Annotated in this window: 24 protein-coding genes and 1 pseudogene; 15 read left to right on the plus strand and 10 right to left on the minus strand. The window is 62.6% G+C overall.

The window, feature by feature from the left end; all coding sequences use genetic code 11:
* Positions 1-245 precede the first annotated feature (245 nt).
* From paaY to feaR (HX814_RS29515), 3 genes are all read left to right on the plus strand, one after another.
* Complete coding sequence (paaY, locus tag HX814_RS29505; protein WP_003208885.1) at positions 246-836, plus strand: phenylacetic acid degradation protein PaaY; 591 nt, start codon at positions 246-248, stop codon at positions 834-836.
* A gap of 61 nt (positions 837-897) precedes the next feature.
* Positions 898-1821: a phenylacetic acid degradation operon negative regulatory protein PaaX gene (paaX, locus tag HX814_RS29510; protein ID WP_003208883.1), complete on the plus strand. Its 924-nt coding sequence runs from the start codon at positions 898-900 to the stop codon at positions 1819-1821.
* Positions 1822-1897: 76 nt separating this feature from the next.
* Positions 1898-2812, plus strand: coding sequence for a transcriptional regulator FeaR (gene feaR / locus HX814_RS29515; protein ID WP_003208881.1), 915 nt, complete (start codon positions 1898-1900; stop codon positions 2810-2812).
* Between the two features lie 130 nt (positions 2813-2942).
* Here the strand turns inward: feaR (HX814_RS29515) and HX814_RS29520 are convergent, their stop codons facing one another.
* The 6 genes from HX814_RS29520 to HX814_RS29545 form a co-directional block, all read right to left on the minus strand.
* Positions 2943-3464, minus strand: coding sequence for a cytochrome C (locus tag HX814_RS29520; protein ID WP_087694284.1), 522 nt, complete (start codon positions 3462-3464; stop codon positions 2943-2945).
* 124 nt (positions 3465-3588) lie between these two features.
* Positions 3589-4110 (minus strand): methylamine dehydrogenase light chain, encoded by a 522-nt coding sequence (locus HX814_RS29525; RefSeq protein WP_003208877.1) that lies wholly within the window; start codon positions 4108-4110, stop codon positions 3589-3591.
* A 19-nt stretch (positions 4111-4129) separates the two neighbouring features.
* Positions 4130-4750 carry a methylamine dehydrogenase accessory protein MauD gene (gene mauD, locus HX814_RS29530; protein WP_008431059.1) on the minus strand — a complete coding sequence of 207 codons (621 nt, stop codon included), beginning with the start codon at positions 4748-4750 and terminating at the stop codon, positions 4130-4132.
* 3 nt (positions 4751-4753) lie between these two features.
* On the minus strand, positions 4754-5293 hold the full coding sequence (locus HX814_RS29535) for a MauE/DoxX family redox-associated membrane protein (RefSeq protein ID WP_003208874.1): 540 nt from the start codon (positions 5291-5293) through the stop codon (positions 4754-4756).
* A 12-nt stretch (positions 5294-5305) separates the two neighbouring features.
* Entirely contained in the window at positions 5306-6454 is a 1149-nt protein-coding gene (locus tag HX814_RS29540; protein WP_177009346.1) for an amine dehydrogenase large subunit, read from the minus strand.
* A 249-nt stretch (positions 6455-6703) separates the two neighbouring features.
* Positions 6704-7828 carry a sensor histidine kinase gene (locus tag HX814_RS29545; RefSeq protein ID WP_177009345.1) on the minus strand — a complete coding sequence of 375 codons (1125 nt, stop codon included), beginning with the start codon at positions 7826-7828 and terminating at the stop codon, positions 6704-6706.
* Positions 7829-8039: 211 nt separating this feature from the next.
* Between HX814_RS29545 and HX814_RS29550 the strand changes: the two genes are divergently transcribed.
* From HX814_RS29550 to feaR (HX814_RS29590), 9 genes are all read left to right on the plus strand, one after another.
* On the plus strand, positions 8040-9188 hold the full coding sequence (locus tag HX814_RS29550; RefSeq protein ID WP_102368716.1) for an acyl-CoA dehydrogenase family protein: 1149 nt from the start codon (positions 8040-8042) through the stop codon (positions 9186-9188).
* Positions 9189-9205: 17 nt separating this feature from the next.
* Positions 9206-9577: a hypothetical protein gene (locus HX814_RS29555; RefSeq protein ID WP_003208867.1), complete on the plus strand. Its 372-nt coding sequence runs from the start codon at positions 9206-9208 to the stop codon at positions 9575-9577.
* Positions 9578-9580: 3 nt separating this feature from the next.
* Positions 9581-10051: a nuclear transport factor 2 family protein gene (locus HX814_RS29560; protein WP_177009344.1), complete on the plus strand. Its 471-nt coding sequence runs from the start codon at positions 9581-9583 to the stop codon at positions 10049-10051.
* Positions 10048-11175: an amidase gene (locus HX814_RS29565; RefSeq protein ID WP_177009343.1), complete on the plus strand. Its 1128-nt coding sequence runs from the start codon at positions 10048-10050 to the stop codon at positions 11173-11175. Before HX814_RS29560 ends, HX814_RS29565 begins: the two co-directional genes overlap by 4 nt.
* A 24-nt stretch (positions 11176-11199) precedes the next feature.
* Positions 11200-12483 carry a Rieske 2Fe-2S domain-containing protein gene (locus HX814_RS29570; RefSeq protein WP_087694279.1) on the plus strand — a complete coding sequence of 428 codons (1284 nt, stop codon included), beginning with the start codon at positions 11200-11202 and terminating at the stop codon, positions 12481-12483.
* Complete coding sequence (locus HX814_RS29575; protein ID WP_177009342.1) at positions 12480-12971, plus strand: aromatic-ring-hydroxylating dioxygenase subunit beta; 492 nt, start codon at positions 12480-12482, stop codon at positions 12969-12971. Before HX814_RS29570 ends, HX814_RS29575 begins: the two co-directional genes overlap by 4 nt.
* 139 nt (positions 12972-13110) lie before the next feature.
* The gene (locus HX814_RS29580; RefSeq protein ID WP_003208858.1) at positions 13111-13851 is read left to right on the plus strand and encodes an SDR family NAD(P)-dependent oxidoreductase; all 741 of its coding nucleotides are present in this window, start codon (positions 13111-13113) and stop codon (positions 13849-13851) included.
* A 100-nt stretch (positions 13852-13951) separates the two neighbouring features.
* The gene (locus HX814_RS29585; RefSeq protein ID WP_177009341.1) at positions 13952-14902 is read left to right on the plus strand and encodes a PDR/VanB family oxidoreductase; all 951 of its coding nucleotides are present in this window, start codon (positions 13952-13954) and stop codon (positions 14900-14902) included.
* 60 nt (positions 14903-14962) lie between these two features.
* Entirely contained in the window at positions 14963-15883 is a 921-nt protein-coding gene (gene feaR / locus HX814_RS29590) for a transcriptional regulator FeaR (protein WP_177009340.1), read from the plus strand.
* A 147-nt stretch (positions 15884-16030) separates the two neighbouring features.
* On the opposite strand, the gene HX814_RS29595 is transcribed toward feaR (HX814_RS29590), so the two are convergent.
* Complete coding sequence (locus tag HX814_RS29595) at positions 16031-16636, minus strand: response regulator transcription factor (RefSeq protein WP_003212609.1); 606 nt, start codon at positions 16634-16636, stop codon at positions 16031-16033.
* A gap of 219 nt (positions 16637-16855) precedes the next feature.
* On the opposite strand from HX814_RS29595, the gene hpaC reads away from it, so the two are divergent.
* Positions 16856-17368, plus strand: a complete 513-nt coding sequence (hpaC, locus tag HX814_RS29600) for a 4-hydroxyphenylacetate 3-monooxygenase, reductase component (RefSeq protein ID WP_003212611.1) — start codon at positions 16856-16858, stop codon at positions 17366-17368.
* A 130-nt stretch (positions 17369-17498) separates the two neighbouring features.
* Here hpaC and HX814_RS31830 read toward each other — a convergent pair whose 3' ends face one another.
* The 3 genes and pseudogenes from HX814_RS31830 to HX814_RS29610 all read right to left on the minus strand — a co-directional run bounded on the left by HX814_RS31830 (position 17499) and on the right by HX814_RS29610 (position 21016).
* On the minus strand, positions 17499-18329 hold the full coding sequence (locus HX814_RS31830; RefSeq protein ID WP_371132386.1) for a methyl-accepting chemotaxis protein: 831 nt from the start codon (positions 18327-18329) through the stop codon (positions 17499-17501).
* Between the two features lie 24 nt (positions 18330-18353).
* A pseudogene (locus tag HX814_RS31835) lies at positions 18354-19640 on the minus strand (HAMP domain-containing protein); the annotation flags it as partial.
* Positions 19641-19693: 53 nt separating this feature from the next.
* Positions 19694-21016, minus strand: a complete 1323-nt coding sequence (locus HX814_RS29610) for a hypothetical protein (RefSeq protein ID WP_177009338.1) — start codon at positions 21014-21016, stop codon at positions 19694-19696.
* A 226-nt stretch (positions 21017-21242) separates the two neighbouring features.
* On the opposite strand from HX814_RS29610, the gene HX814_RS29615 reads away from it, so the two are divergent.
* Together HX814_RS29615 and HX814_RS29620 are read left to right on the plus strand one after the other, a co-directional pair.
* The gene (locus HX814_RS29615) at positions 21243-21632 is read left to right on the plus strand and encodes a cytochrome c family protein (protein WP_003212617.1); all 390 of its coding nucleotides are present in this window, start codon (positions 21243-21245) and stop codon (positions 21630-21632) included.
* Positions 21633-21645: 13 nt separating this feature from the next.
* Positions 21646-23136 (plus strand): aldehyde dehydrogenase family protein, encoded by a 1491-nt coding sequence (locus HX814_RS29620; RefSeq protein WP_177009337.1) that lies wholly within the window; start codon positions 21646-21648, stop codon positions 23134-23136.
* The last annotated feature ends 472 nt before the right edge of the window (positions 23137-23608 follow it).

Genomic DNA, 23608 nt, shown 5'->3' on the forward strand with positions numbered 1-23608 from the left:
AATTGATTTGGTGTGTCTTGTTTTGAGTTTGATGAAAATGAACTGCTCGCTGTGCTGGTCGGTAAATACCTGATAAATCCCCTATTTTATTGGCTTTACGTCGATTATCAGCGGCCCCGTATCAAGCCACGGCGACACATGATTCAAGCGATACGCTTTTTCAGCTTTGTGCTTGTAAAAATGATGTGATACAAAATAAGCCAAGATCGGCATCGCTTTGCGAATACGCCATAAAAGGAATCCCCATGACTTGCTACAGCCTCGACGGCCTGACCCCGGTGGTCGACCCCACGGCCTACGTCCATCCCTCGGCGGTACTGATCGGCGACGTGATCATCGGCCCCCATTGCTATGTAGGGCCGCTGGCGAGTTTGCGCGGCGACTTCGGGCGCATCGTCCTCGAAGAAGGCGCCAACCTGCAGGACACCTGTGTGATGCACGGCTTCCCGGACAGCGATACGGTGGTCGAGCGCAACGGCCATATCGGCCACGGCGCCGTGCTGCACGGTTGCCGGATCGGCACCGATGCGCTGGTGGGCATGAATGCGGTGGTGATGGACAACGCCCGTATCGGCGCTCGCTCATTCGTCTCGGCGGCGGCGTTCGTCAAAGCCGGTTTCGAGTGCCCTGAGCAGTCGCTGGTGATGGGCGCGCCGGCCAGCGTCAAGCGCAGCCTCAGTGATGAAGAGGTGCACTGGAAACAAACCGGCACCCGTGAATACCAGCGCCTGGCTCAGCGTTGCCTGGAGCAGATGCAGGAATGCGCACCCCTGAGCGCACCGGAAGCTGATCGCCCACGCATCAGCGACAGCGGCCTGCGGCCCAAGGGCAGATGAATCGCCTGCATCCCGACGCCGCTAAAAACGGTATATTTTCTCTTTTTGCCTCGGTACGCCCATGTCGTCACTGACACCCCTGAACCAACTGATTACCCGCTTCCAGGAGCAGACGCCGATTCGCGCCAGTTCCTTGATCATCACCTTGTACGGGGACGCCATCGAACCCCACGGCGGGACGGTGTGGCTGGGCAGCCTGATCCAGTTGCTCGAACCCATCGGCATCAATGAACGGCTGATCCGCACCTCGATCTTTCGCCTGACCAAGGAAGGCTGGCTGACCGCCGAAAAAGTCGGGCGCCGCAGCTACTACAGCCTGACCGGTGCCGGGCGTCGGCGTTTCGACAAGGCCTTCAAGCGGGTCTACAGCTCCAGCGTGCCGGCATGGGATGGCTCGTGGTGCCTGGTGATGCTCACGCAGTTGACCCAGGACAAGCGCAAACAAGTGCGTGAAGAGCTGGAGTGGCAAGGTTTTGGTGCGATTGCCCCGACCGTGCTGGCCTGCCCACGCAGCGACCGCGCCGACGTCAACGCCACCTTGCTCGACCTCGGCGCCCAGGAAGACACCATCGTCTTCGAAACCACCGCCCAGGATGTACTGGCCTCCAAGGCCCTGCGGGTGCAGGTGCGCGAGAGCTGGAACATCGAGGAGCTGGCGGCCCATTACAGCGAGTTCATCCAACTGTTCCGACCGCTCTGGCAAGCGCTTCGCGAGCAGGAACAGCTACAGCCTGCGGATTGTTTCCTGGCACGGGTCCTGCTTATTCATGAGTACCGCAAACTGCTGCTGCGCGACCCGCAATTGCCCGATGAATTGCTCCCCGGCGATTGGGAAGGCCGAGCCGCCCGCCAGTTGTGCCGCAATATTTACCGGTTGATCTACGCCAAGGCCGAGGAATGGCTGAACAGCGCGCTGGAAACTGCCGACGGCCCGTTGCCGGACGTTGGCGAAAGCTTTTACCGGCGGTTCGGAGGCCTGAAATAAGGAGCGACGCTGTTCAGGAGAACGGGTGGAGTAATGTGGCGTAGAGAATAAAAATAAGCCTGCGTGAGGCCTGAACATGATGTCTTCAATTGCACAGCGCTGTGATGGGTTCGACCAATGGATCCATCAGATCAATCAGATCTGTGGCGCATTCGATGGGCAGATCCTGGGGGATGGTTTTTCCGGGCAGATCCGCGAGTACCAGAGCGGCGCGCTGAAACTCAGCTTTGTCGACGCCTGCCAGGCTCGCTTGTTTCGTACCCCCAGCCAAATCGCGGCGGGCGAGGGCGGCAAGTACTTTGCCGTGTTCCAGCTCGACGGCACGGCCGGCATGGCCCAGGGTGACAGCAAGGCGCTGTTGCGCGCCGGCGACATTACCCTGATCGATGCGGCGCACCCCAGCGACTTCACCTACAGCGAGAATTCGCGGCAGTTGTCGTTGATCCTGCCGTCGTACCTGGTGGAGCAGACCTTGCGTTTCAACCCGGTCAAATGCGGGCACCGGATCGAGGCGACGTCGCCGATGGCGATGCTGTCCCGGCAGCTGATTCTGGAGGCCACCCGGCAAGACAACCTGACCTTGCAGGAAAGCGAGGCGACGCTGGAGGCGATCATCAACCTGCTGCGCCCGGCGATCAGCCAGGCGGGCGAGGGCAGCGACGCCCATGAGCGAGTGTTCCGCAAGACGCTGGAGTGCATTGACCAGCACATTCGCTCCGAAGAGCTGTGCCCCGAGTGGCTGGCGCGGGAGGTGGGGATGTCGGTGCGCGGGCTGTACCGGATCTTTGCCCGCAAGGGCCTGGTGGTGGCGCGGTACATCAAGAACCGACGGCTGGATTTGTGTGCTGAATCCCTGCGCCAATCCAGGGTGGAGGAAAAGCTTTCGGTGCTGGGGTACTCGTGGGGGTTTTCGGATTCGAGTTATTTTTCGACGGCGTTCAAGTCACGGTTTGGCATTGCGCCGGGTGAGTACCGCAAACAACACGCCTGATCAGGGGATACGCCGATCAAAAATGTGGGAGCGGGCTTGCTCGCGAATGCGGTGGTTCAGTTGATGCATTGGGTGACTGACACACCGCATTCGCGAGCAAGCCCGCTCCCACATTTGGATCGCGTTTCGTTCAGTTGGGCATTCCGTCTTCAATCGCAATCCCTTGCGCCCGCATTTCCTTGATCAACCCCGCCCTTGTGCCCGGCAGATTGAGCATCGCTTTGTGCCGCAACTCAGTCACTTCCTCGGCGCTATAGGGCTTGTAATCCACCGGCGTACTCTTGCCCGCCATCCCGTCCGGGCGCATCAGCCAGTTCAGCAAATCCGCCAGTTGCCCATCGTTCAGCGCCGACTGCGACATCCCCGGCACCCGTACCAAAAACTCCCGCCCGCCTGGCACCTTCAGAAAGTTGCCGACAAACCCGGTCATCCTCGGTGTGTCGTTGGCCGCCGAGCCCATGCCGCTGCCCAGATGGCAGCCGGCACACTGCAGCTGATAGTTTGTCGCCACGCTGTACCCGGCCTGGGCGATCGGCGTTTGCGGCGACTCATTGCCCGGTGCGTGCTTCTGGTTTGGATTGGGAATGGCCCGAGCCTGGGCGAGCGGGGTGGCGAAGACACACATCAAGCTCAGCAAAAACAACGTACGCATGACAAGCCTCTTGCACTGACCTGTGGCGAGGGCGCTTGCTCCCGTTGGGCTGTGCTGCGGCCCCAAGATCTCTGGGAGCGCTTCGCACTCCAACGGGAGCAAGCTCCCTCGCCACAAGGGTGAGTTAAACCGCGACGCCGCGAATGATCGAGACCGTGCAGTGGTAGATGTGGGATTTGGCCGCCAGGCACCAGTTCACATCGTTGTTGTTGAACGGCCGGTACGCCGGTTCCTCACTGTCGTTACGCGTGCACGCGCACTGGGCGCAGCTTTGCTTACCGCAGCAGTCGTTATAGGAAATGATGTAGTCCTTGCCATCCGCCGGGTTGCGGCAGGTGCCGATCCAGGTCACCTGGGACGCCTCGGTGCCCGGTGGGCAGGAGGTCACCGAACCGCCACAGCAACTGCACAGGAAACCGTCGATGGAGCAGTAGCGCCAGTAGTCGCAACTGTTCGGGTCGCCCGGGTCACCGGCTTTCGGATTATCGGCAGCCAGCGCCTTGCTGGTGCGGTCCAGGGGCAGCAGCAGGGGCAACGCGGCGCCTGCGACCATCAGCGAACCCATACGGGCCAACAGTTTGCGTCGCGACGTGGTGTCGGCCAGGCGACGGGTCGAGCGCTCGAATAACAGATCCAGCAATTTCATGAGAGTCTCCCTGCCTTAATCAGTGGCTATGGCCGTGGCTGTGGTCGTGGGGCTGCGGCTGGCTGTTGAGGTATTCCTGCAGCGTCGCGCTTTTCAGGTGTTCGACTTCGAACAGGCTGTCCAGGTGCTCGCGGGAATTGACCAGGCCCTTGGCGCGCAAGGTGCCGCTCTTGTCGATCAGCGCGGCATACGGCAGCTTGCCGATCTGGTAGGTCATGCCGACTTCCGGGCCGACCACGTAGGTGACGTCGTCCAGCTTGTGTTCGGTGATCAGCGCTTGCTGGGCTTCCATGTCGCCGTCGCTGATAAACACCACGTCGAGTCGGTCAGCCTGTTCCCTGGCGATGGACTTGATCGCCGGCAACAGGGATTTGCAGATCGGGCAGGTGGGCGAGAGGAAGAACAGCAACTGGTTCTTCTCACCGGCATAGCCGAAGTTCACCGGGCGGCCTTTACGGTCGGAAGCGGTGACTTGCGGGGCCGGCTCATTCACCGCCACGCCCTTGTCGACCATCAGTGCGCCGGCCGGGGCGATGCGCCCGTGCAGCACACCAATCTGGCGCACCAGGCCCATCACGGCAAACGCCAGCGCCAGCAGCAGTACCCACAGCAGTACGTTGGAAACAATAAGGCCTTCCATTGATCACCTACCAATCAGTTTGAGCAGAAGAGGGGAGTTCGCCAGCAGGCCATCGGCTGCGGCGTAAATCAGCAGCGCGACGGCGCTGGCGGCGACGGTGACGAAGCCGTCGAAAAAACCCAGGTCACGGGCAATCGGCAGCACGCTGGCCAGCAGGGCCACGGCCACCAGTGCGCCGTTGCGCAACAGCAGGATTGGCCGCAACGGCTGCGCCTGGTCGGGGCCTGCGCAGCCGCAGTCGATGTCCCGGCGGCCGCGCCACAGGTTGATGCCAATGGCGGCGGCGTACAGTGCAATCAGGCCGGCGGCGCCGAGGGCGGCCCAGGAACGGCTGGCCGGCACCAGCAGGGCAAAGGCAATCACCAGTTCCAGCACCGGGATTACCCGGGCGGCGGGGCGAGTCACTGCTTCTGGCAGCAACTGGTAATCGGCCAGTTGCCGGGCGAAGCGTGCCGGTGCGCGCAACTTGTGGGTCGCGGCACTGGCCAGCAACACCGCGATGGCGAGGGCGCTGGCAATGATGAAGATCGGGTCGATATGCATGGCCGAACCTCTTTAGTAGCTCATGATCTGGGTCGCGGTCTTCGCTACCTTGGCCATGCTACCGGTGAGTTTATTGGTCTTGAGGTCGAAGATCTGCAAGCCGCCTTCGACGTCGGCGCCCAGCAACAGGGGCTTGTCGTCGCCGGTGGCCTGCATGCTCCAGACCGGGGTCGGGGCTTCCAGGGTGGCTATCTTCTTCATGGTCTTGAGGTCGTAGGCCCAGATGATGGTGCTCGGGTCTTCCCACTTCATCGGCTCGTGGTTGTCGTGCATCAGCACGTACATGCGGTTGAGTTTCGGTGCCACGGCCATCAACTGCCAGCCACCCGGGGCCCAGCCGGTTTTCTTTTCCGCGTCGGTGGTGAGTGACCAGGACGGCAGGATTTTCGGCTCATCGCCGGAGAAATCTACCGGGCGGATGGTGCCGGTGGTGGTGGTGAAGTAGTAGGTGTCGCTCACGTTTACCGCGCGTTCGTTGAGCTTCTCGGCGTTGGGGTCGAAGAAGTGCGTGCGGTTGCGCGAGGTTTCCTGGCCCTGCTCGTTCAGCGTCACCACTTGCAGGCTGCCGTCACCGCACAGGGAGGCGAAGCGGCGAGTGCCGACCGGGTAATTGAGTACGCAGCCCGGGATCGCGATTTCGGCGGTGACGGAGCGGGACTGGGTGTCGACCACGGTCACCGAGGTGGAGGGTGTGAAGTTGTAGACGTAGACGAAGCGGTCATCGCCGCTGGTCTTCAGGCCATAGCGCTGGGTCAGGGATTCGGCGCGTTTGTTCGGGATCAGCACTTCCCAGGCGGGCGACAGGCTGGAGCTGTCCCAGGCGGTGAGCACATCGGTGCGATCGCCCCGGGTGCCGCGGGAATAGTAGATGTCGGCGCTGTACAGGGTCTTCTGGTCGTGGCTCAGGGCCGAGGGCGCGGCGAAGCCGGTGGGGACCATGCCGAGGACGCGCTTCTTGTCGGGATCTACCACGGTGACGCGGCCGACCACGAAGCTTTCGAATTCGACGTCTACCACGAATGCGCGGTGGGCTTCCGGTGGAAAGGCCAGGGTGGTCTGGCCGATGGTGTCTGGCGGTAAATCCGCCCGGGCGCTGTTCAAGCCGAGTACAAGCAGGCCCAGACCCAGCGCTGACTGTACGTTGATCCTGTTGCTTCGCATTAGTGGCACTCCCTGAATTATTGTGTTTTGCTAATCGCGGGTGCTTTGGCAGATTCTTGCAAGTGGATTCTGCCTTGTGGGGCGATTGCAAGAATTGTTGTGTCTGCCAAGTGGTTGTGTGTCTGTGCCAATGGTTTGGGGAGGGGGGTATATCGGTTATTTTTGTTATGGCAGAAACGGGTTCCGCTCTTGCAGCGGCTCACTTTTGAACAGCTCCTACAGAAAAGCCGCTTCGCAAATGCCCCAATCTCACGACCCCATCAAAGGCAACGAAAAACTGAACACCGCCCCACACGGCTCCAGATTCTGCGCCCAGATATCCCCCTGATGTCGACCAATGATGTTCTTGCACAACGCCAGCCCAATCCCGTTACCACCCACCTTCGACGAAAAGAACCCGTCAAAGATTTTCTCCCGCGCCACGGCCTGAATCCCGCGCCCACAATCCTCGACACTCAACCGCGCCACGTTTCCATCCCGGCAGGCATGCAACCGCAGCACCCGACGCTCCACGGGCAGCTCACTCATCTCTTCAATGGCATTGAACGCCAGGTTCAGAATCACCTGCCCAATCAGCACCCTCTCGCACTGCACCATCAGCGGTTGCGCGCTCGGGACGATCTCCAGCCGCACCTGACTCGGCTCGGCCCGCAGGCTGATGAAATATCGGGTTTCCTGCAGCAACTCATTGAGGTCCACCCACTCCGCGCTCTGCTCCAGCTTGACCACATAATCACGCACACTCTTGATGATCGTTGACGCATGCTCGACCTGCCGCACGGCACTTTGCAGCCCCCAGTTCACCCCCTGGTCGGCACTGTGGGTATCGCCCAGACGAATCAAAACCCCCTCGATAAAGTTGCGCGTGGCCGCCAGTGGCTGGCTCAACTCATGAGCAATCGCCACCGCCATCTCGCCCATGGCGTTGTATCGGGCCAGGTATTCAAGCTGCTGTTCACTGACACGCCGGGCTTCCTCGGCGCGGATCAGGTCCCGCTTCACCTTGTCTTCCCGGGAAATATCACGGAACTGCACCATCAGCACGTCGCGCCCGTCCAGGTGCACCAGCGTCGCGACCGCTTCCGAAAGAATCTCCACCCCGGCCTTGGAGCGATAACACCACTCGATGGTGCGCTGGCCACTGCGGGCCGCGCGCTCGAGCCAACGCAGGCCGATGGAGCGCTTGTACTTCGGTGCGTCCCGGGTCATGTCCGGGGCCTTGAGCGGGATCAGTTCTTCCAGGGTAAACCCCAGCGCCGACAGCGCCGCGGTGTTGGCCCAGAGGATGTCCTTGCTCTGCGCATCGTGAAGGATGGTGCAGATCGGCATGGCTTCGATCAGGGTGTGGAAATCATTGTTATTGGGTAGGTACATCGCGTAGCCCTTGGCGGTGGAGGGGACGACTACGGTGGCAAGTTATACCGGTTTGCATCCGGGGGCACGCTCAGAAGTAATCGGGGGCGCACTAGGGGATTTCTTTAGCCGGTGGGCTGCACGCCCCAATAGTTGACGGTGGTCGGGCTTTTTACACTGGACCTATCAACGCCCGACACGGCGTCCATAACAACTACAACGGAGAAAGCCCATGCTGCGTTCGGCCCTCGTGCAACCAGACGCTTTACCCGACGTGCAGCCCGCGCTGTTCCAGCAGGTGCTCGATGAAGTGCGCCAGCGCCGCGACGAGTTCGACGCCGGCTCCCACGTGCCACGGGACATGATCGAACGCTTCAAGCAGGTGGGCATCTACCGGGCGGCCACGCCCCGTTGTTTCGGCGGCGATGCCCTGGCCCCCGCAACGTTCTTGCAGATGATCGAGCGCATATCCGAAGCCGATGGCTCTGCCGGCTGGGTCGCCAGCTTCGGCAGCGCCGGGGTGTATCTTGCGGCCTTGCCCCAGGAAACCCTCGCCGAACTGTATGCCGACAGCCCCGATCTGGTGTTTGCCGGTGGCCTGTTCCCGTTGCAGCCGGCGGAAACCGTCGAGGGCGGCTGGCAGGTCAACGGCACCTGGAAGTTTGCCAGCGGCTGCAAAGGCGCCGACCTGCTGGGCGTGGGCATCGGTGCGGCGGGCGGCAAGCCACGCACTGCCGTGTTCAAGCCCGGCCAGGTTGAAATCATCGAAAACTGGGACGTGGTCGGCCTCAAGGGCACCGGCAGCCATGACCTGCGAGTTACCGACCAATACATCGACGAGCGCTGGACCTTCATCCGTGGCGGCGCCGCCACCATCGACGAGCCGCTGTTTCGTTATCCCTCGATTGCCTACGCCGCACAGGTGCTAGCGGTGGTCAACCTCGGCCTGGCCCGCGCGGCCCTCGATGAAATCAGCGCCATGGCCAGCGGCAGCGGCATCACCGGCGCGCCGAAACTGGCGGACCGCGCCTACGTGCGCATCGAAATCGCCAAGGCCGAAGCCCGGCTGAGCGCCGCTCGGGGCTTTTTCTACGGCGCCACCGAACAAGTGTGGAACTCGATCCTCGCCGGCAACCCGGTCACGGCCGAGCAAACCAGCCTGCTGCGCCTGACCGCCATTCACGTGTCCCAGGCCGGCGCCGCCGTGGTGCAGAGCGCCTACAGCCTGGCGGGCACCACCGCGATCTACCTGCGCCACCCGCTGCAACGCTACCTGCGCGACGCCATGGTGGTGACCCAGCACGCCTTCCTCAGCGAAGGCCTGTACGACGGCGCGGGCTCGGTGTTCCTCGGCGTTCCTCCATTTCCTGGCTACATCTGACTTTCAAGGATCAACCCATGTCCCAAGCCACTCAAGAACCGCTGCGCGTCGTCTTCTGCATCGGCATCACCCAGAACTTTTTCGACCTGCCTACCGGCGAAGGCCTGAGCGTGTGGAAAGGCTTCAGCCAGATGATGGGCGACCTCGGCGCCATGCCGGGCATCAACGTGCTGGGGGCGATGGATGACGACCGCTTGATGGTCGGCCCGTCGACCACCTCGCCGTGGACCGTCTACATCATGGCCGACGTCGACTGCCACCAGTCGGTGATCGACGCCTGCAACCTGTTCCGTACCACGCCGGTGGGTGAATACAGCCTGTGGCGCTACGCCAAGGTTGAAGCGCGGATCGGCCGCCCGCTGACCATTCCCGAAGCGGCCAGGGTGTGAGCCATGGACCTGTTGCAGCGTGTTGAAACCCTTGAAGGGGAGAGCCAGGTAAGGCGCTTGATGGCGCGCTACATGGACCTGTGCGACGTGCCCCGGGCGGCGACCAACGTTCGCGAGTTGGCCGAGCTGTTCACCGTGGATGCGGTGTGGGAAGGCATTGGCACAAGTACCGCGCAGACCTTCGGCCAGCATCGGGGGCGCGACGCGGTGGCGGCGTTTGTCGGCAGCTACCTGCCACCGTCGGAACACTTTGCGCTGAACCTGCATTACCTCACCAGTGAGTCGATCCAGGTAGACGGCAGCGCGGCTGCAGGGCATTGGATCATGCAACAGATTTCCACCTACGCCGACCAGCGCAGCGAGTTGTTCGGCACGCGGCTGACCATCGATTTTCGCCGTGTCGACGGCACCTGGCTGATCGCGCATTTCCGTACGCAGCGCCTGTTCAATAGCATGTTGGGGGTGAACCCATGAGTACCTTCGTCAGCGAATTTTTACTCGGTGGCAGCGGCCGACGCGTGGCCATCAAGGATTCCATCGACATCGCCGGGTATCCGACCCGCTCGGGCAGTCGTGCCTTTGCCGATGCTCCGCCGGCGACGCGGCATGCGCACGTGGTGCAGGCGGTCCTGGATGCCGGCTGGCAGATCGTCGGCAAGACCAGCCTGCATGAACTGGCATTTGGCGTCACCGGCATCAACGACTGGAGCGGTACGCCCGTCAATCCCCAGGCGCCAGACCGCGTGCCGGGCGGCTCCTCCAGCGGTTCGGCCGCGGCGGTTGCGGCGGGCCTGGCGGATATCGCCATTGGTACCGACACCGGCGGCTCGGTGCGGGTGCCGGCGGCGTGCTGCGGGATTGCCGGGTTGAAACCGACCTATGGCCGAGTCAGCCGCATTGGCGCGCAACCGGCGGTATCCAGCCTCGATTGCGTCGGGCCGTTTGCCGCGAACATGCAGGACCTGATTGCCGCGATGCAGGTGATTTGCCCGGGTTTCCAGGCACAGGCGGCGCCGTCCGGCAGCGTGCCGGTGGGCTTTCTGGATGTGGCCTGTGAGCCATGGCTGAAGGCGAGCCTGATGGCTGCCGTCGACGCGGCCGGCTGGCGTCAGCAGCGTCTGCATCTGGACGACTTTGACACGGCGTTCGGCGCCGGCCTTACGGTAATTAACGTCGAAAACTGGGCAGCCTTCGGTCACCTCACCGGCAAGGGCCTGATCGGTGCGGATGTCGAACAACGCTTGTTGGCTGCCAGCCGCACCAGCGCTGCTGATTTGGCCGCAGCCGAAGTCGTGCGCACCCGCTTCAGCCACCAGGTGGACGCCGCGCTCGAAGAATTCTCCGTGTTGCTGCTGCCGACGATGCCGGACCTGCCGCCGACCCTGGCCGAAGCCCGCAACGGCAGCCAGGCCGTGGCCCGCATGACGCCATTGGTGCGGCCATTCAACCTCAGCGGCCACCCGGCGTTGACGGTGCCGGTGACCCTGGCCGACAGCGGGCTGAAGGTCGGGCTACAGATTGTCGGCCGTAAGGGCCAGGACGAATGGGTGTGTGCCCTCGGCGCACAACTGCAACAGAGCATCACGGCTCGCCAATAAGAACAACGCCTTGAGGAGGGCTCCATGAGTACCCATGAATACCGGCTGATTGCCAAATCGAAAAGCCTCGACGAGTTGGTCAAGCACGATCGCGTCGACGTCTCGCTGTACAACGACCCGGCGCTGTTCGAGGCCGAACTGGAAAAGATCTTCTACCGCACCTGGGTCTGGGTCGCCCATGAAAGCGAAGTGCGCAACAGCGGCGACTTCAAGACCGCGACCATCGGCCGGCGCCCGGTGATTGTGGTGCGCGACAAGAAAGGCGCGATCAACGTGCTGGAAAACCGCTGCCGCCACCGTGGCGCCACGGTTTGCGAGAAGCACAAGGGCAACGCCAGCGGCTTCACCTGCCCGTATCACAGCTGGTCCTATGGTTTGGACGGCAAGCTGCGGGCGCTGCCTTACCCGGACGGCTACGAAGGCATCCTGGAAAAGTCCGAGTTACCCCTGACCAGCCTGCGGGTGGACAGCTACGCCGGGATGGTATTCGCCAGCTACAACGACGATATCGAACCGTTGGCCGACTTTCTCGGCGGCGCCAAACACTGGATGGACCTGTTCATGAAGCAGGGCGCCGGCTACCCGATCAAGACCCAGGGCGAACACAAGTTCAGCTTCAAGGGCAACTGGAAGATCCAGCTGGAAAACACCACCGACGGCTACCACTTCCCGATCGTGCACAAGTCGTTCATGTCGTCGGTGGACGCCGAGACCTCGGAAATGCTCTCGTTCATGACCGACGAGCAGGCCGTCACCCATTCCCTGGGCAATGGCCACAGCGTGATGGTGATGGTGCCCGAGCATGTCGACCTGGACCACGACGACGGTACCGAGCAGTTGCAGGAGCGTTTCGCCCACGTCACCGAAGAACTGTCGAAAACCATGGAGCCGGCCCAGGTGCGACGCATCGTGCGCTCGCTGCACGGCGCCGGGTTCAACCTCAACCTGTTTCCCAATGTCGCCATGTCGATGTCGTTCTTCCGGGTGCTGCGCCCGGTGTCGGTCACCGAGACCGAAATCCGCCACGTCGCCCTGGGCATGGAGGGCGGCCCACAGGTTGCCAACCGCGAGCGCCTGCGCATCCACGAACACTTCCAGGGCCCGTTCGGCTTTGGCAGCCCCGACGACGCCGAAGCCTGGGACCGGGTGCAACGCGGCTCGTATGCCGGCGTTGACGCACCGATCCTGGTCAACCGTGGCCTGAACCGCGAAGTGCTGGCCGACAACGGCGACAAGGTATCCCACGCCACTGATGAAGGCGGCATGCGCGGGGCCTATGACATGTGGAAAAGGATGATGAGCCAATGAACACCCTGACTGGTTTTACCGCACCGCTGGCCCAGGCCATCGAATTCATCTGGCGTGAAGCCCAACTGCTGGACCACAAGGACTACGTGCAATGGGCCGCGTTGTGGAGCGAGAGCGGGCGCTACGTCGTACCGATCGACCCGGACACCGAGGATTTTGAAGCCAACCTCAACTATGCCTATGACGATGCGCGCATGCGTGACCTGCGCATCGAACGGCTGACGGCGGGGTATTCACCGTCGGCGGTGGATGCGGCGAAAACCGTGCGCAGTGTCTCGCGATTCACCCTGGTGGAAGCAGCGGGCGAGGTGGTGGAGGTTAACTGTGCGCAGCTGCTGTACGCCTACAAGCGCGGGGTACACACGCCGTTCGTGGCCGACCTGAATTACCGCATCCGGTTCAGCGCCGGGGTCGCGACCCTGGAGCGCAAGGTGGTGCGGCTGATCAATTCCACCGACAGCCTGAGTGCGCTCGGCTTTCTGTTGTAAGCACGATTCAAACAACGACACAAAACCAATGTGGGAGCGGGCTTGCTCGCGAATGCGGTGGATCAGTCGCTACATGCATTGACTGACACACCGCATTCGCGAGCAAGCCAGCTCCCACAGTTGAGATGAGGACATCCTGATGAACCGAATCGCGCTTGTAACCGGCGCCTCCCGTGGCCTCGGCGAATGCATCGCCCGGCGCCTGCACGCCGCAGGCTACCGCGTGGGCCTGGCGGATGTGCACCTGGACGGCGTGCAGCGCCTGGCCTCTGAACTCGACAACCGCGGCGAAACCGCCGTCGCCATCGAGCTGGATGTGCGCAACAAGGCCGATTTTATTCGCGCCCGGGACCTGCTCAGCGAGCGCTGGGGCGGCACCGATATCCTGGTGAACAACGCCGGGGTGTCGAAAGTTGCGGCGCTGATGGACATCACACCCGAGGAATTCGACGAATCGATGGCGATCAACCTGCGGGGCACGTTCGTGGCCTGCCAGGTGTTTGGTGCGCATTTCGCCGAACGAGGGTTCGGGCGCATCGTCAATATCGCCTCCCTCGCCGGGCAAAACGGCGGAACTGCCACTGGCGCGCATTACGCCGCGGCCAAGGGCGGCGTGGCTACGCTGACCAAGGTCTTCGCCCGTGAACTGGCGCCCCGAGGCGTGACGGTCAACAGCATTTCGCCAGGCCCGCTTGATTTGCCGGTGGTGCGCGAAACCGTGGCGCCGGAGCGCCTGGAGCAGATCCTCAAGATTATCCCGACGGGCACCCTCGGCGACCCGCACACCATCGCCGACACCGTGCTGCTGTTGATCGCCGACCACGCCGCCTCGATCACGGGCGCGTGCTGGGACATCAACGGCGGGCTGTTCATGCGCTAGTCATCGCCGAAGAGAGTGGGCCTGCTGCGCAGTCCAGCGGGAGCAAGCTCCCTCGCCACAGGTTAGCGTTCAACCGAAACAACAGGATTCAGGTGCTGCAATGATGAAGGTGAAGATCGAACGCATCGTCGATGAAGCGCTGGATATCCGTTCCTTTCGCCTCGTGCGCAGTGACGGCCAGCCCCTCGACAGTTATGAGCCCGGGGCCCATGTGGACCTCACCGGGCCAACCGGCGTCACCCGCCAGTATTCGCTGTGCAGCCCGCCCCACGATGGCCGCGCGTACCTGGTGGCGGTGAAGAAAGAGGCGCAATCCCGTGGCGGCTCCCTGGCCCTGCATGAGCAGGTGCGGGAGGGCATGGAACTGGAGATGGGCGCGCCGCGCAACCTGTTCCGCCTCGACCCGGAGGCGCCGGCCCATGCGCTGTTTGCCGCCGGTATCGGGGTGACGCCGCTGTTGAGCATGGCCTATCGACTGGCCGACAGCGGCCAGCCGTGGCGCCTGCACTATTTTGCACGTTCGGCGCAGTACGCGGCGTTTACCCAGCTGTTGGCCGATACATTCGGCGAGCATGTGCAGTTTCACTATGGCGTCGAGCCGGGCGCGCTGGATGCGGCCTTGAGCGCCTGCCTGGAGCAGGCGGGCGCGGCTGCCCACGTCTACACCTGCGGCCCCGCACCGTTCATGCACAAGGTGGTGGAAGTGGCGGCCCGCAGCCGTCCAGAGGACGCGATCCACCTGGAGCACTTCCAGGCCGACCCAGCGGCGAATGTCGGGCCCAGCGGTGGTTTCGAGGTTGAGCTGGCCAGCTCCGGCGTGGTGCTGCAAGTACCGGCGAATACCAGCCTGGTGGACGTATTGCAGGCCCACGGTTGCGACATCGACACCGAGTGCCGCGAAGGCCTCTGCGGCACCTGCATTGTCGAGGTGCTGGAAGGCGTGCCCGAGCACCGTGACAATTGCCTGTCGACCAAGGAGAAGGCCGCCAACCGGCAGATTTGTGCGTGTGTTTCCCGGGCGGTTTCCGCTCGTCTGGTATTGGATATTTGATCGGCGCTACCCGTAAGATTGCTGGGACCAAAAAAATAAAAAACGTGAGGCCTTGCGGTCATGATGAGTTCAACGGTGCAACGTAACGAATCGTTCGAGCGTTGGTTACAGCAGGTTAACCAGGCCTGTGGACGCTTCGATGCCAGGGCCCTGGGCGCGGGGTTTTATGGGGAGTTGAGCGAGTTTCGCAGCGGCGCGATCAAGCTCAGCGTGGTCGATATGGCCCAGGTGCATCTGTATCGCAGCAGCAAGGAAGTCAGTACGGGCAATGAAGGGCACTACTACGCGGTGTTCCAGTTGCAGGGCAGCGCACAGCTGGAACAGGGCGACAACCGTGCGCAACTGGGCTGCGGTGACATCGCCCTGATCGACGCCTGCCGCCCCAGTGACATGACCTACCACGACAACTCCCGGCAATTGTCGCTGATCCTGCCGCGCCAGGTGGTGGAGCGCGGTTCGCACTTCACGGTGGTCAACTGCGCGACGCGGATCTCGGCGCGCACGCCGTTGGCGCTGATGGCCAGCCAGATGGTGCTCGACACCCGCCAGCAAAACGACCTGGGCATGCAGGAAAGCGAAGCCGTGCTGGATGCATTGGTCAGCCTGCTGCTGCCGGGGATCAGCGCCCGGGACAACGGTGTGGACACCCAGGAACGGCAGTTTCGCAAGACCATCGCCTACATCGATGCGCACATCGGCGCCGAAGAACTCTGCCCCGAGCTGATCGCCCGGGAAGTCGGAGTGTCGGTGCGCGGGCTGTACCGGATGTTTTCCAAGCGCGGGCTGGTGGTGGCGCAATACATCAAGCACCGACGCCTGGATTTCTGCGCCGAAACCCTGCGCCATTCGCCGGCGGAGCAGAAGCTGTCGGCACTCTGTTATGCCTGGGGCTTCTCCGACTCCAGCTACTTCTCATCGGCGTTCAAGTCGCGCTTCGGCGTGTCACCGGGCGAGTACCGCAAGCGCTATAGCCATCATTGATGCGTGCCGCTCCCGAACCTGGAATGCATTTTCCTGTGGGAGCCGGGCTTGCCCGCGATGCAGGCCACTCGGTCTGACAGGTACACCGCCGCGATCCCTTCGCAGCCTCGCCAAGGCTCGACAGCTCCCACATTCAATCATCGCGCCCTAGGGATACAACACCTCGCGGACCAGCATGGCGATGCTGGTCACGCCCATCTTTTCCTTGATCTTGGTGCGGTGCACGTCAACGGTCTTCACGCTGATGTTCAGCTCGCGGGCAATCACCTTGCTCGCCTTGCCGTCCACCACCAGCATCAACACTTCTCGCTCCCGGCTCGTCAGCAGCGCCAGCTTGCCTTGCAGGTGCTCGCGCTGTTCCTGGTCGGCCTGGGCCTGTACAGCGGTCTTCAGCGCGGCCTGGATGCGGTCGATCATCTGTTGCGGGTTGTAGGGCTTCTCGACGAAATCCAGCGCGCCGTTTTTCATTGCGGTGACCGACATCGGTATGTCGCCGTGGGCCGACACGAAGATGGTCGGCAAGGTGCTGCCGCGCCGGTTGAGGATCTCCTGCAACTGGAAGCCGCTGGTCTGCGGCATGCGCACGTCCAGCACCAGGCAGGCGGGCTGGCGCGGGTCGTAGTGCGCAAGGAACTCTTCGGCCCCGGCGAAACATTGGGCCTTTACGCTGACCGACTCCAGCAGCCAGGCCAGCGAGGTACGCAGGTCTTTGTCGTCATCAACGATGTAAACAATAGGTGTGCGAATTTCCATCAGGGACTGCCACGAGAATTTCTAATTGTTGTTTTCGCACGCGGGCACGCTGCGGCGGACATTGGCTCATCTGTGGAGCCTTGCCAGCAGAATACCCAGTGTGAACGGCCCTGACGATAAAGAAACCACCTAGTCGGCATGGGGATCGTCTGAATGGTCGCGCCGCACGGGGCGTCTTAGTCTTGTGGCATCACCCACGGACCGTAAAGGGGCACCGACATGGCCGACCTGAGCCAGCAGCAAATCGACTTTCGCAACGCCATGGCGCAACTGCCGGCCGCGGTGAACATCATCACCACCAACGGCCCCGGCGGGCGTTGCGGGATCACGGCGAGTGCGGTGTGCTCGGTGACGGATTCGCCCCCCACGGTGTTGGTGTGCGTGAACCGCGGGAGTGCGACCCATGATGTGTTCCGTACCAATGGGCAGCTGTGCGTGAACGTGCTGTGCGGGGAGCAGGAAGAGCTGGCGCGGCACTTTGCCGGGATGACCCAGGTGCCCATGGCGGAGCGGTTTGCCTGGGACCTGTGGGACGGAGGCGAGGCGGGGGTGCCGGTGCTGCGGGATGCGCTGGTGCAGCTGGAAGGGCGTATCAGTGAGTGCAAGGAGGTAGGGTCGCATTCGGTGATGTTCGTGGAGTTGTCGCGGGTTGGGGTGCGGGGGCAGGGCGACAGCCTGGTGTACTTCAACCGGCTGTTTCACCGGATTGAGCATGCTGGCGCCCATTGCTGAAGGTTCAGGAGATCAAATGTGGGAGCGGGCTTGCTCGCGAAGGCGGTGTATCAGAAACCTATTCAGTGGCTGACACTCTGTCTTCGCGAGCAAGCCCGCTCCCACATGGGGCCTGCGGGGCAGTTGTTGGTCAGATGCGAAAGCTGCCCACCAGCTGATTCAAGCGTTCCGCTTCACGCTCAAGCTCGGTACAGGCTTGCAGCGTCGACTGCAGGTTTTCCACCCCGGCCTGGTTCAGCATATTGATCTCGGTAATGTCCACATTCAGCGCTTCCACCACCGACGTCTGTTCCTCGGTCGCCGCCGCCACCGACTGGTTGACGTTATCAATCTCGCCAATCCTCTGCGTCACGCTGGCCAGCCGCGTACCCGCCAGGTTGGCGATGCTCACGCTTTCCTCGCTGTGCTGCTGACTCTCGGTCATGGTGCTGACGGATTCCCGTGCGCCCACCTGCAGCTCTTCGATCATCTGCTGAATCTCCAGCGCCGACTCCTGGGTGCGATAGGCCAGGCTGCGCACCTCATCGGCCACCACCGCAAACCCGCGCCCGGCCTCACCGGCCCGGGCCGCTTCAATGGCGGCGTTCAGTGCCAGCAGATTGGTCTGCTGGGAGATGCCCTTGATCACCTCCAGGATTTGCCCGATGTTCACCGTCTTGTGATTCAGCGCATCGATGTGCACGCACGAGGCGCTGATTTTGCCCGACAGTTCATTCATCACGGCAATCGTGCGCTCCACCACCTGGCGCCCGTCCTCAGCCTGTTGCCGGGCGCCGGAGGCTTGCTGCGAAGCGTCGGAGGCATTACGGGCGATTTCCTGGGCGGCGGCGCCCAGTTCGTTGATCGCCGCCGCGACACTGTTGGTGCGGGTCGCCTGTTCATCGAAGTTGTTCAGCGAGGAATTCGAGGCCAGCAGCACCCGCTTGACCACCTGGTTGACCCCGAGCCCCGCTGAAGACACTTCGCGAATTGACTGGTGGATGCGTTCGACAAAACGGTTGAAGGCGCTGGCCAACTGGCCGATCTCGTCCCGGGATGGCACCTCCAGCCGCCGCGTCAGGTCGCCTTCGCCCCGGGAAATGTCTTCCATCACCCGGGTCAGGGTTTGCAGCGGCCGGGTGATGCGCAGCGCGGCGTACCAGATCAACAGCAGGCCGAGCAGGGCTGAGCCGCCACCCAGCAGCAGTTCCAGGGCGGTGCTTTTCACCCCTTGGGCATCGAGTTGCTGTTGCAGCGCAGTGACCGGCGCCAGCAGCACCGACTGCGGCACGCCCACCAGAACGCCCCACGGTGCGGCACCGGCAATCGGTGCCAGCGGTTCGAGTAGCTTGATTTGCTGTTGATCGACAAAGGTTTGCGGTTGCCCCTGGCGCAACGCGTCCAGTACCTGGGCGCCATCGTGCATGACTTCGCTGATCGGCTGCCCGAGGCGGCTGGCGTCCTCGCTGTAGGCGGAAATCACGCCTTCGGGGCTGACGATGCTGACTTGCCCGTGGCCGTCGAACAGTTGCCCGGCGCTGGTTTGGCTGGCCTGTTGCAAGGCCGCCAGGTTGATGTCCAGGCCAATCACCGCGATCACCTTGCCGTGCTCCATCAGCGGGAACGCAATGCTGGTCACCAGCTTGCGGCTGCCGGAAGCCTCGTCGAAATACGGCTCCAGCACACAGGCCCTGGCGGTGTCGCGGGCGCAGGTGTAGAAGGCGTTGTACGGCGCGCCGCTGGGGCCGGGCGAGGTATTGGCCAGCAGCGCTTCGTCGCCGACTACCGCTGTCAGTTCACCCGGGGTGGCCTGCACCCAGTATTGGGCGAAGCGCCCGGCCTCGTTGCTGCCGACGGCGGCCTGGTCGACGAAGTGGGCATCGTCACCGTCCAGAGCATTGGCTTCGAAAATGACGTAAATCCCGAGCAGGTCGGGCTTGTCGACCAGGGCCTGGCGCAGCTGGGTATTCAGCTCCTGGCGCAACTCTGGGCGGGTCAGTTTGCCCTGTTGTTGCAGTTGCCGCAGGTACAGCACATAACGCGACAAGCCCTGGCCGTATTCATGGGTTTGCATGAAGGTGCGTTGCACCTGCATGGCCTGAACTTGCCCCAGGGCCTGCATGTGTTCCTTGGCGGCGGCAGCGAGCATGTCGCTGCTGGCCTGGGCCACGTGCTGGCTGCTCTGGTGGGTCTGGTACAGCGACAGGCTCATCAGCAGGCCGACCACCAATAACAGGCAGAGGCCGGCGAGCAGGGCGATCTTGCTCTGGATCGTGAGGAATTTCGTGTGCATTGCGAAGGCCTTGGCCAGGCGGGGCGATGGCGGCGCCACCGCCCCGGCCGGGCTTAGAAGTTAGTGGCGAACACCACTTGGCTGTAGAGGTTTTTATCGTGGTTGCCCAGCTGCGTGCCGCCTTGCTCGGCGCTCTTGTCCGGCTGGTACAGGCCGATCAGCGGCATCACTGTCAAGTGGTCGTTGACGTGCCATTCGGCATACAGGTCCAGCTCGTGGCCGTCGCTGTTGCCGAGGTTGCGGTCGATGGTCTTGAAGTCGAACAACACCGCGCCGACGTTGAGGTTCTGCAGGGGCGAAACCTTGAACGTGACGTTCTGGATGCGTGAGTTGTTGTTGAACGGCCCGGCGTAGTTGCCCGCCACTTCACCCTGGAACCAGGTGCCGTAGCCACGGCTGAAACCGTAGAACAGCGGGTCGAAACCTTCCGAGAAACGGCTGTAGCGGTAGCTCACATACGGCGTCCAGGTCACGTCGGAGAAGGTCCAGCCAGCTTCCAGGTACCAGGCGTCTTCGTTGCCGGTGTGGGGCTTGTCCTGCCAGGCGTATTCGCCGGACAGGAACAGGTTGGTCACCCCGGCATTGCCCGTGGCCCGCAGGCTGTAGGTCTTCATGCCATCGCGTTCCAGCTGCGTGGGGGAGGCGTACTGCTTGTCGACGTCGGTGGTGTCGATGTACGTCAGCCCCACGGTGCCTTCGGCGGCCACGTGTTCGAGGGTGGCGACGTACATCTCGGTCTTGGCCTGGGCACGGTTATCGGACTTGAGCCACATCAGGTCGCTGCGCCAGCCGTCCTTGCCGCCCAGGCGCAACACGGCGGTTTCGTCGAAGGCCTTGCGGGCGGCGATGTAGTAGCCGCCGCCGCGATTGAGGTCGCCATCGGCCACGCCCTTGCCGAAGTTCAGCGCGTCGCCGTCAATCAGGAAACCGTCGCCGACCACGATGTTCTGGCGGCCGAAGGACAGGTCCACGCCATTCTCGCCCAGGGCCTCAAACAACTTGCCCGAGCGCCAGCCGAGGTAGGCGTCTTCGAATTTTGTGGTGCGCTCCGAACCGTCGCTGAAACCTGCGGCATCGCCGTCGCCCCAGGTGCCGGAACTCAGCAGGTTGGCCGCACCGTAGGTGGTGCCGGCGCCGCTGAAGCTTTTGTCGAAGCTCAGGCCGTACTTCACGTAGCCCTCGCGCCAGGACGAGGAGCCCTTGGCCAGGCGGCCGGATTGACTGTAGTTCTGCTGGCTGTGGAAGGCACCGAATACCGCTTCCAGCGTGGCGTTCAGATGACTGCTGTCATCGGCGTACAGCTCATAAGCGCCGGCCGGGTTGGCGCCGATCATCAGCGCGAGGGTCGAGAGACGAAGCAAGGGGGACTTGAGCATGGTGTGGCATCCATTCTTGTTCATGACCACAGGGTTGGGGTCTGCCGCGATACTAATGCTGGCGAAGTGACGTGCCTTTTGTCTGGTTGCCAAAGACTTGACTGTGCTTGCCAGAATCCACGGTTTGGCAGCCCGGCCAATACGACTGGCACGCAGGGCAAAACCCGAGCGACCTTGAGCCCTGACAATCGTCGGCAACTTCGATGATTTCCAAGGTCGTTTTTCTATGTTCACTGCACACAGATTTTCCCTGGCCGGCCTGCTGTCGCTGGTCCTGGCCCACAGCGCATTCGCCGCTGAATGCAGCCCTGACCAGAGCCGTGGCGCCCAGGTTTTCGCCAACGAATGCAGCGTGTGCCATGCGGTGGCGAAGGGCGGCGCGACAATGATGGGGCCGAACCTGGCAGGCGTTTACGGGCGTAAATCCGGCTCCCTGGCGGGCTTCAGCTACTCCCAGGCGATGCGTGACAAAAACGTCGAGTGGCAAGCCGAGACCATCGCGCAATTCATCACCCAACCCCAGGCGTTTGTGCCCGGCACCTACATGCCCTACATGGGCCTGGCTTCGGCCGACGATCGCCAAGCGGTCGCCTGCTTTCTCAAAGAACAGCATTGAATACAGGTGAATCATGAGCAACGTTGAAATCCTGCCGCAGGTGGCTGCATTCCTGGACCGTCGTCATGGCTGCTTTATCGATGGCCAATGGGTATTTGCCGAGGGCGAACACATCAAGGTGATCAACCCGGCCACCGGGCAAACCCTGTGCGAAACCCTCGACGCGCCGCTGCACGTGGTGGAGCAGGCGGTGCAGTCGTCCCATGCGGCGTTCAAGTCCCGCGTGTGGTCGGGATTGCGCCCGGCCGACCGTGAGCGGATTTTGCTGAAATTCACCGCGTTGGTTGAGACCCATGCCGAGGAGCTGGCGCAGCTGGAAACCCTGAGCCAGGGCAAGTCGATCAACCTGGCGCGGGGGCTGGATCTGAACGCCACGGTGGAGTTCATGCGCTACATGTCGGGCTGGGCGACCAAGATCGAAGGGCAGACCTTCGACGTGTCCATCCCTTTGCCGCCGGGGGCCAGGTTCACTGCGTTCACCAAGCGCGAGCCAGTGGGCGTGGTGGTGGGCATCGTGCCGTGGAATTTCCCGCTGCTGATTGCGGCCTGGAAATTGATGCCGGCGCTGGCGACCGGGTGCACGGTGATCATCAAGCCGGCGATGGAAACGCCGCTGACGGCGATGCGCCTGGCGGAGCTGGCGCTGGAGGCGGGGATTCCGGCGGGGGTGTTCAACGTGGTGACCGGCGGCGGGGCCTCGGTGGGGGGCGTTCTGACTGCTCATCCGTTGGTGAGCAAGGTGTCGTTTACCGGTTCGACTGCGGTGGGCAAGAGCGTGGGGGTGGCGTGCATGGAGAACATGACGCGGTTTGCCCTGGAGTTGGGGGGCAAGAATCCGATGATCGTGTTGGCGGATGCGGATATTGATAAGGCGATCCAGGGGGCGATCCTGGGTGGGTTGCTGAACAACGGGCAGGTGTGTGCGGCGGCTTCGCGCTTTTATGTGCATCGTTCGGTTTATGACCGGTTTGTCGAGGGGTTGGCGGCGGCGGTGTCAGCGATGCCGTTGGGGGCGGGGATGGATGGTGAGGCGGCGATTAATCCGTTGGTGTCGCGCAAGCAGCAGCAAGGGGTACTGCGCCATATCGAGCAGGCCCGGGCTGAAGGGGCGCGGGTGGTGATCGGTGGGGATGAGGTTGCGGGTGAGGGGTTTTATGTGCGGCCGACGATTTTGGCGGATATCGATCATGGGATGGCGGTGGCCCGGGAGGAGGTGTTTGGGCCGGTGTTGGGGGTGATGGCGTTTGATGATGAGGATGCGGTGATTGAGTTGGCCAATGACAATCGGTATGGGTTGGCGGCCAGTCTTTGGACCAATGATCTGGGTAAGGCGATGAACCTGGTGCCGCGGATCGAGGCGGGGACGGTTTGGGTGAATGCGCATGTGTTGCTGGACCCGGCGATGCCGTTTGGCGGGGTGAAGCAATCGGGGATGGGGCGGGAGTTTGGGCGGGCGGTGATTGAGGCTTATACCGAGCTGAAGTCGGTGTGTATTGCGCATTGATTGGGGGCATATCCGTTATTTAGGTCATGGCTGCTTATGGTTTCGCTCTTACAGCGAGTCACTTTGCAAAAGCGACAAAGTAACCAAAGCGCTCTGCCCCGCCTGTCGGCGCCTCGCCTAGGCTCGGCGTTCCCTCACTCCGGCAGCACGAAGCGGGCCGCCGCGACGGGCCATCCATGGCCCGGCGCGGGTAAACCGGCGTCCTGCCGGTTTACCCNNNTTATTGGGGCAGTCAGATCAAGATCAAAAGCAAGAGCACGGCGGCCTGAAAGCCGACCTGAGTGTTAAAAGCCAGATCAAAAGCCAGAGCGAAGGCAGAGCTGCTTTTCTGTAGGAGCTGGCTTGCCGGCGATGCAGACAACTCGGTGAATCAGACACACCGAGGTGATGCCATCGCCGGCAAGCCAGCTCCTACAGTGGACCGTGCCCGCTTTAGCTTTTGATTTGGTTTTTAAACACTCAAGCCGGCCGG

It is taken from the genome of Pseudomonas sp. C8002, assembly GCF_013385765.1.
GTDB lineage: Bacteria > Pseudomonadota > Gammaproteobacteria > Pseudomonadales > Pseudomonadaceae > Aquipseudomonas.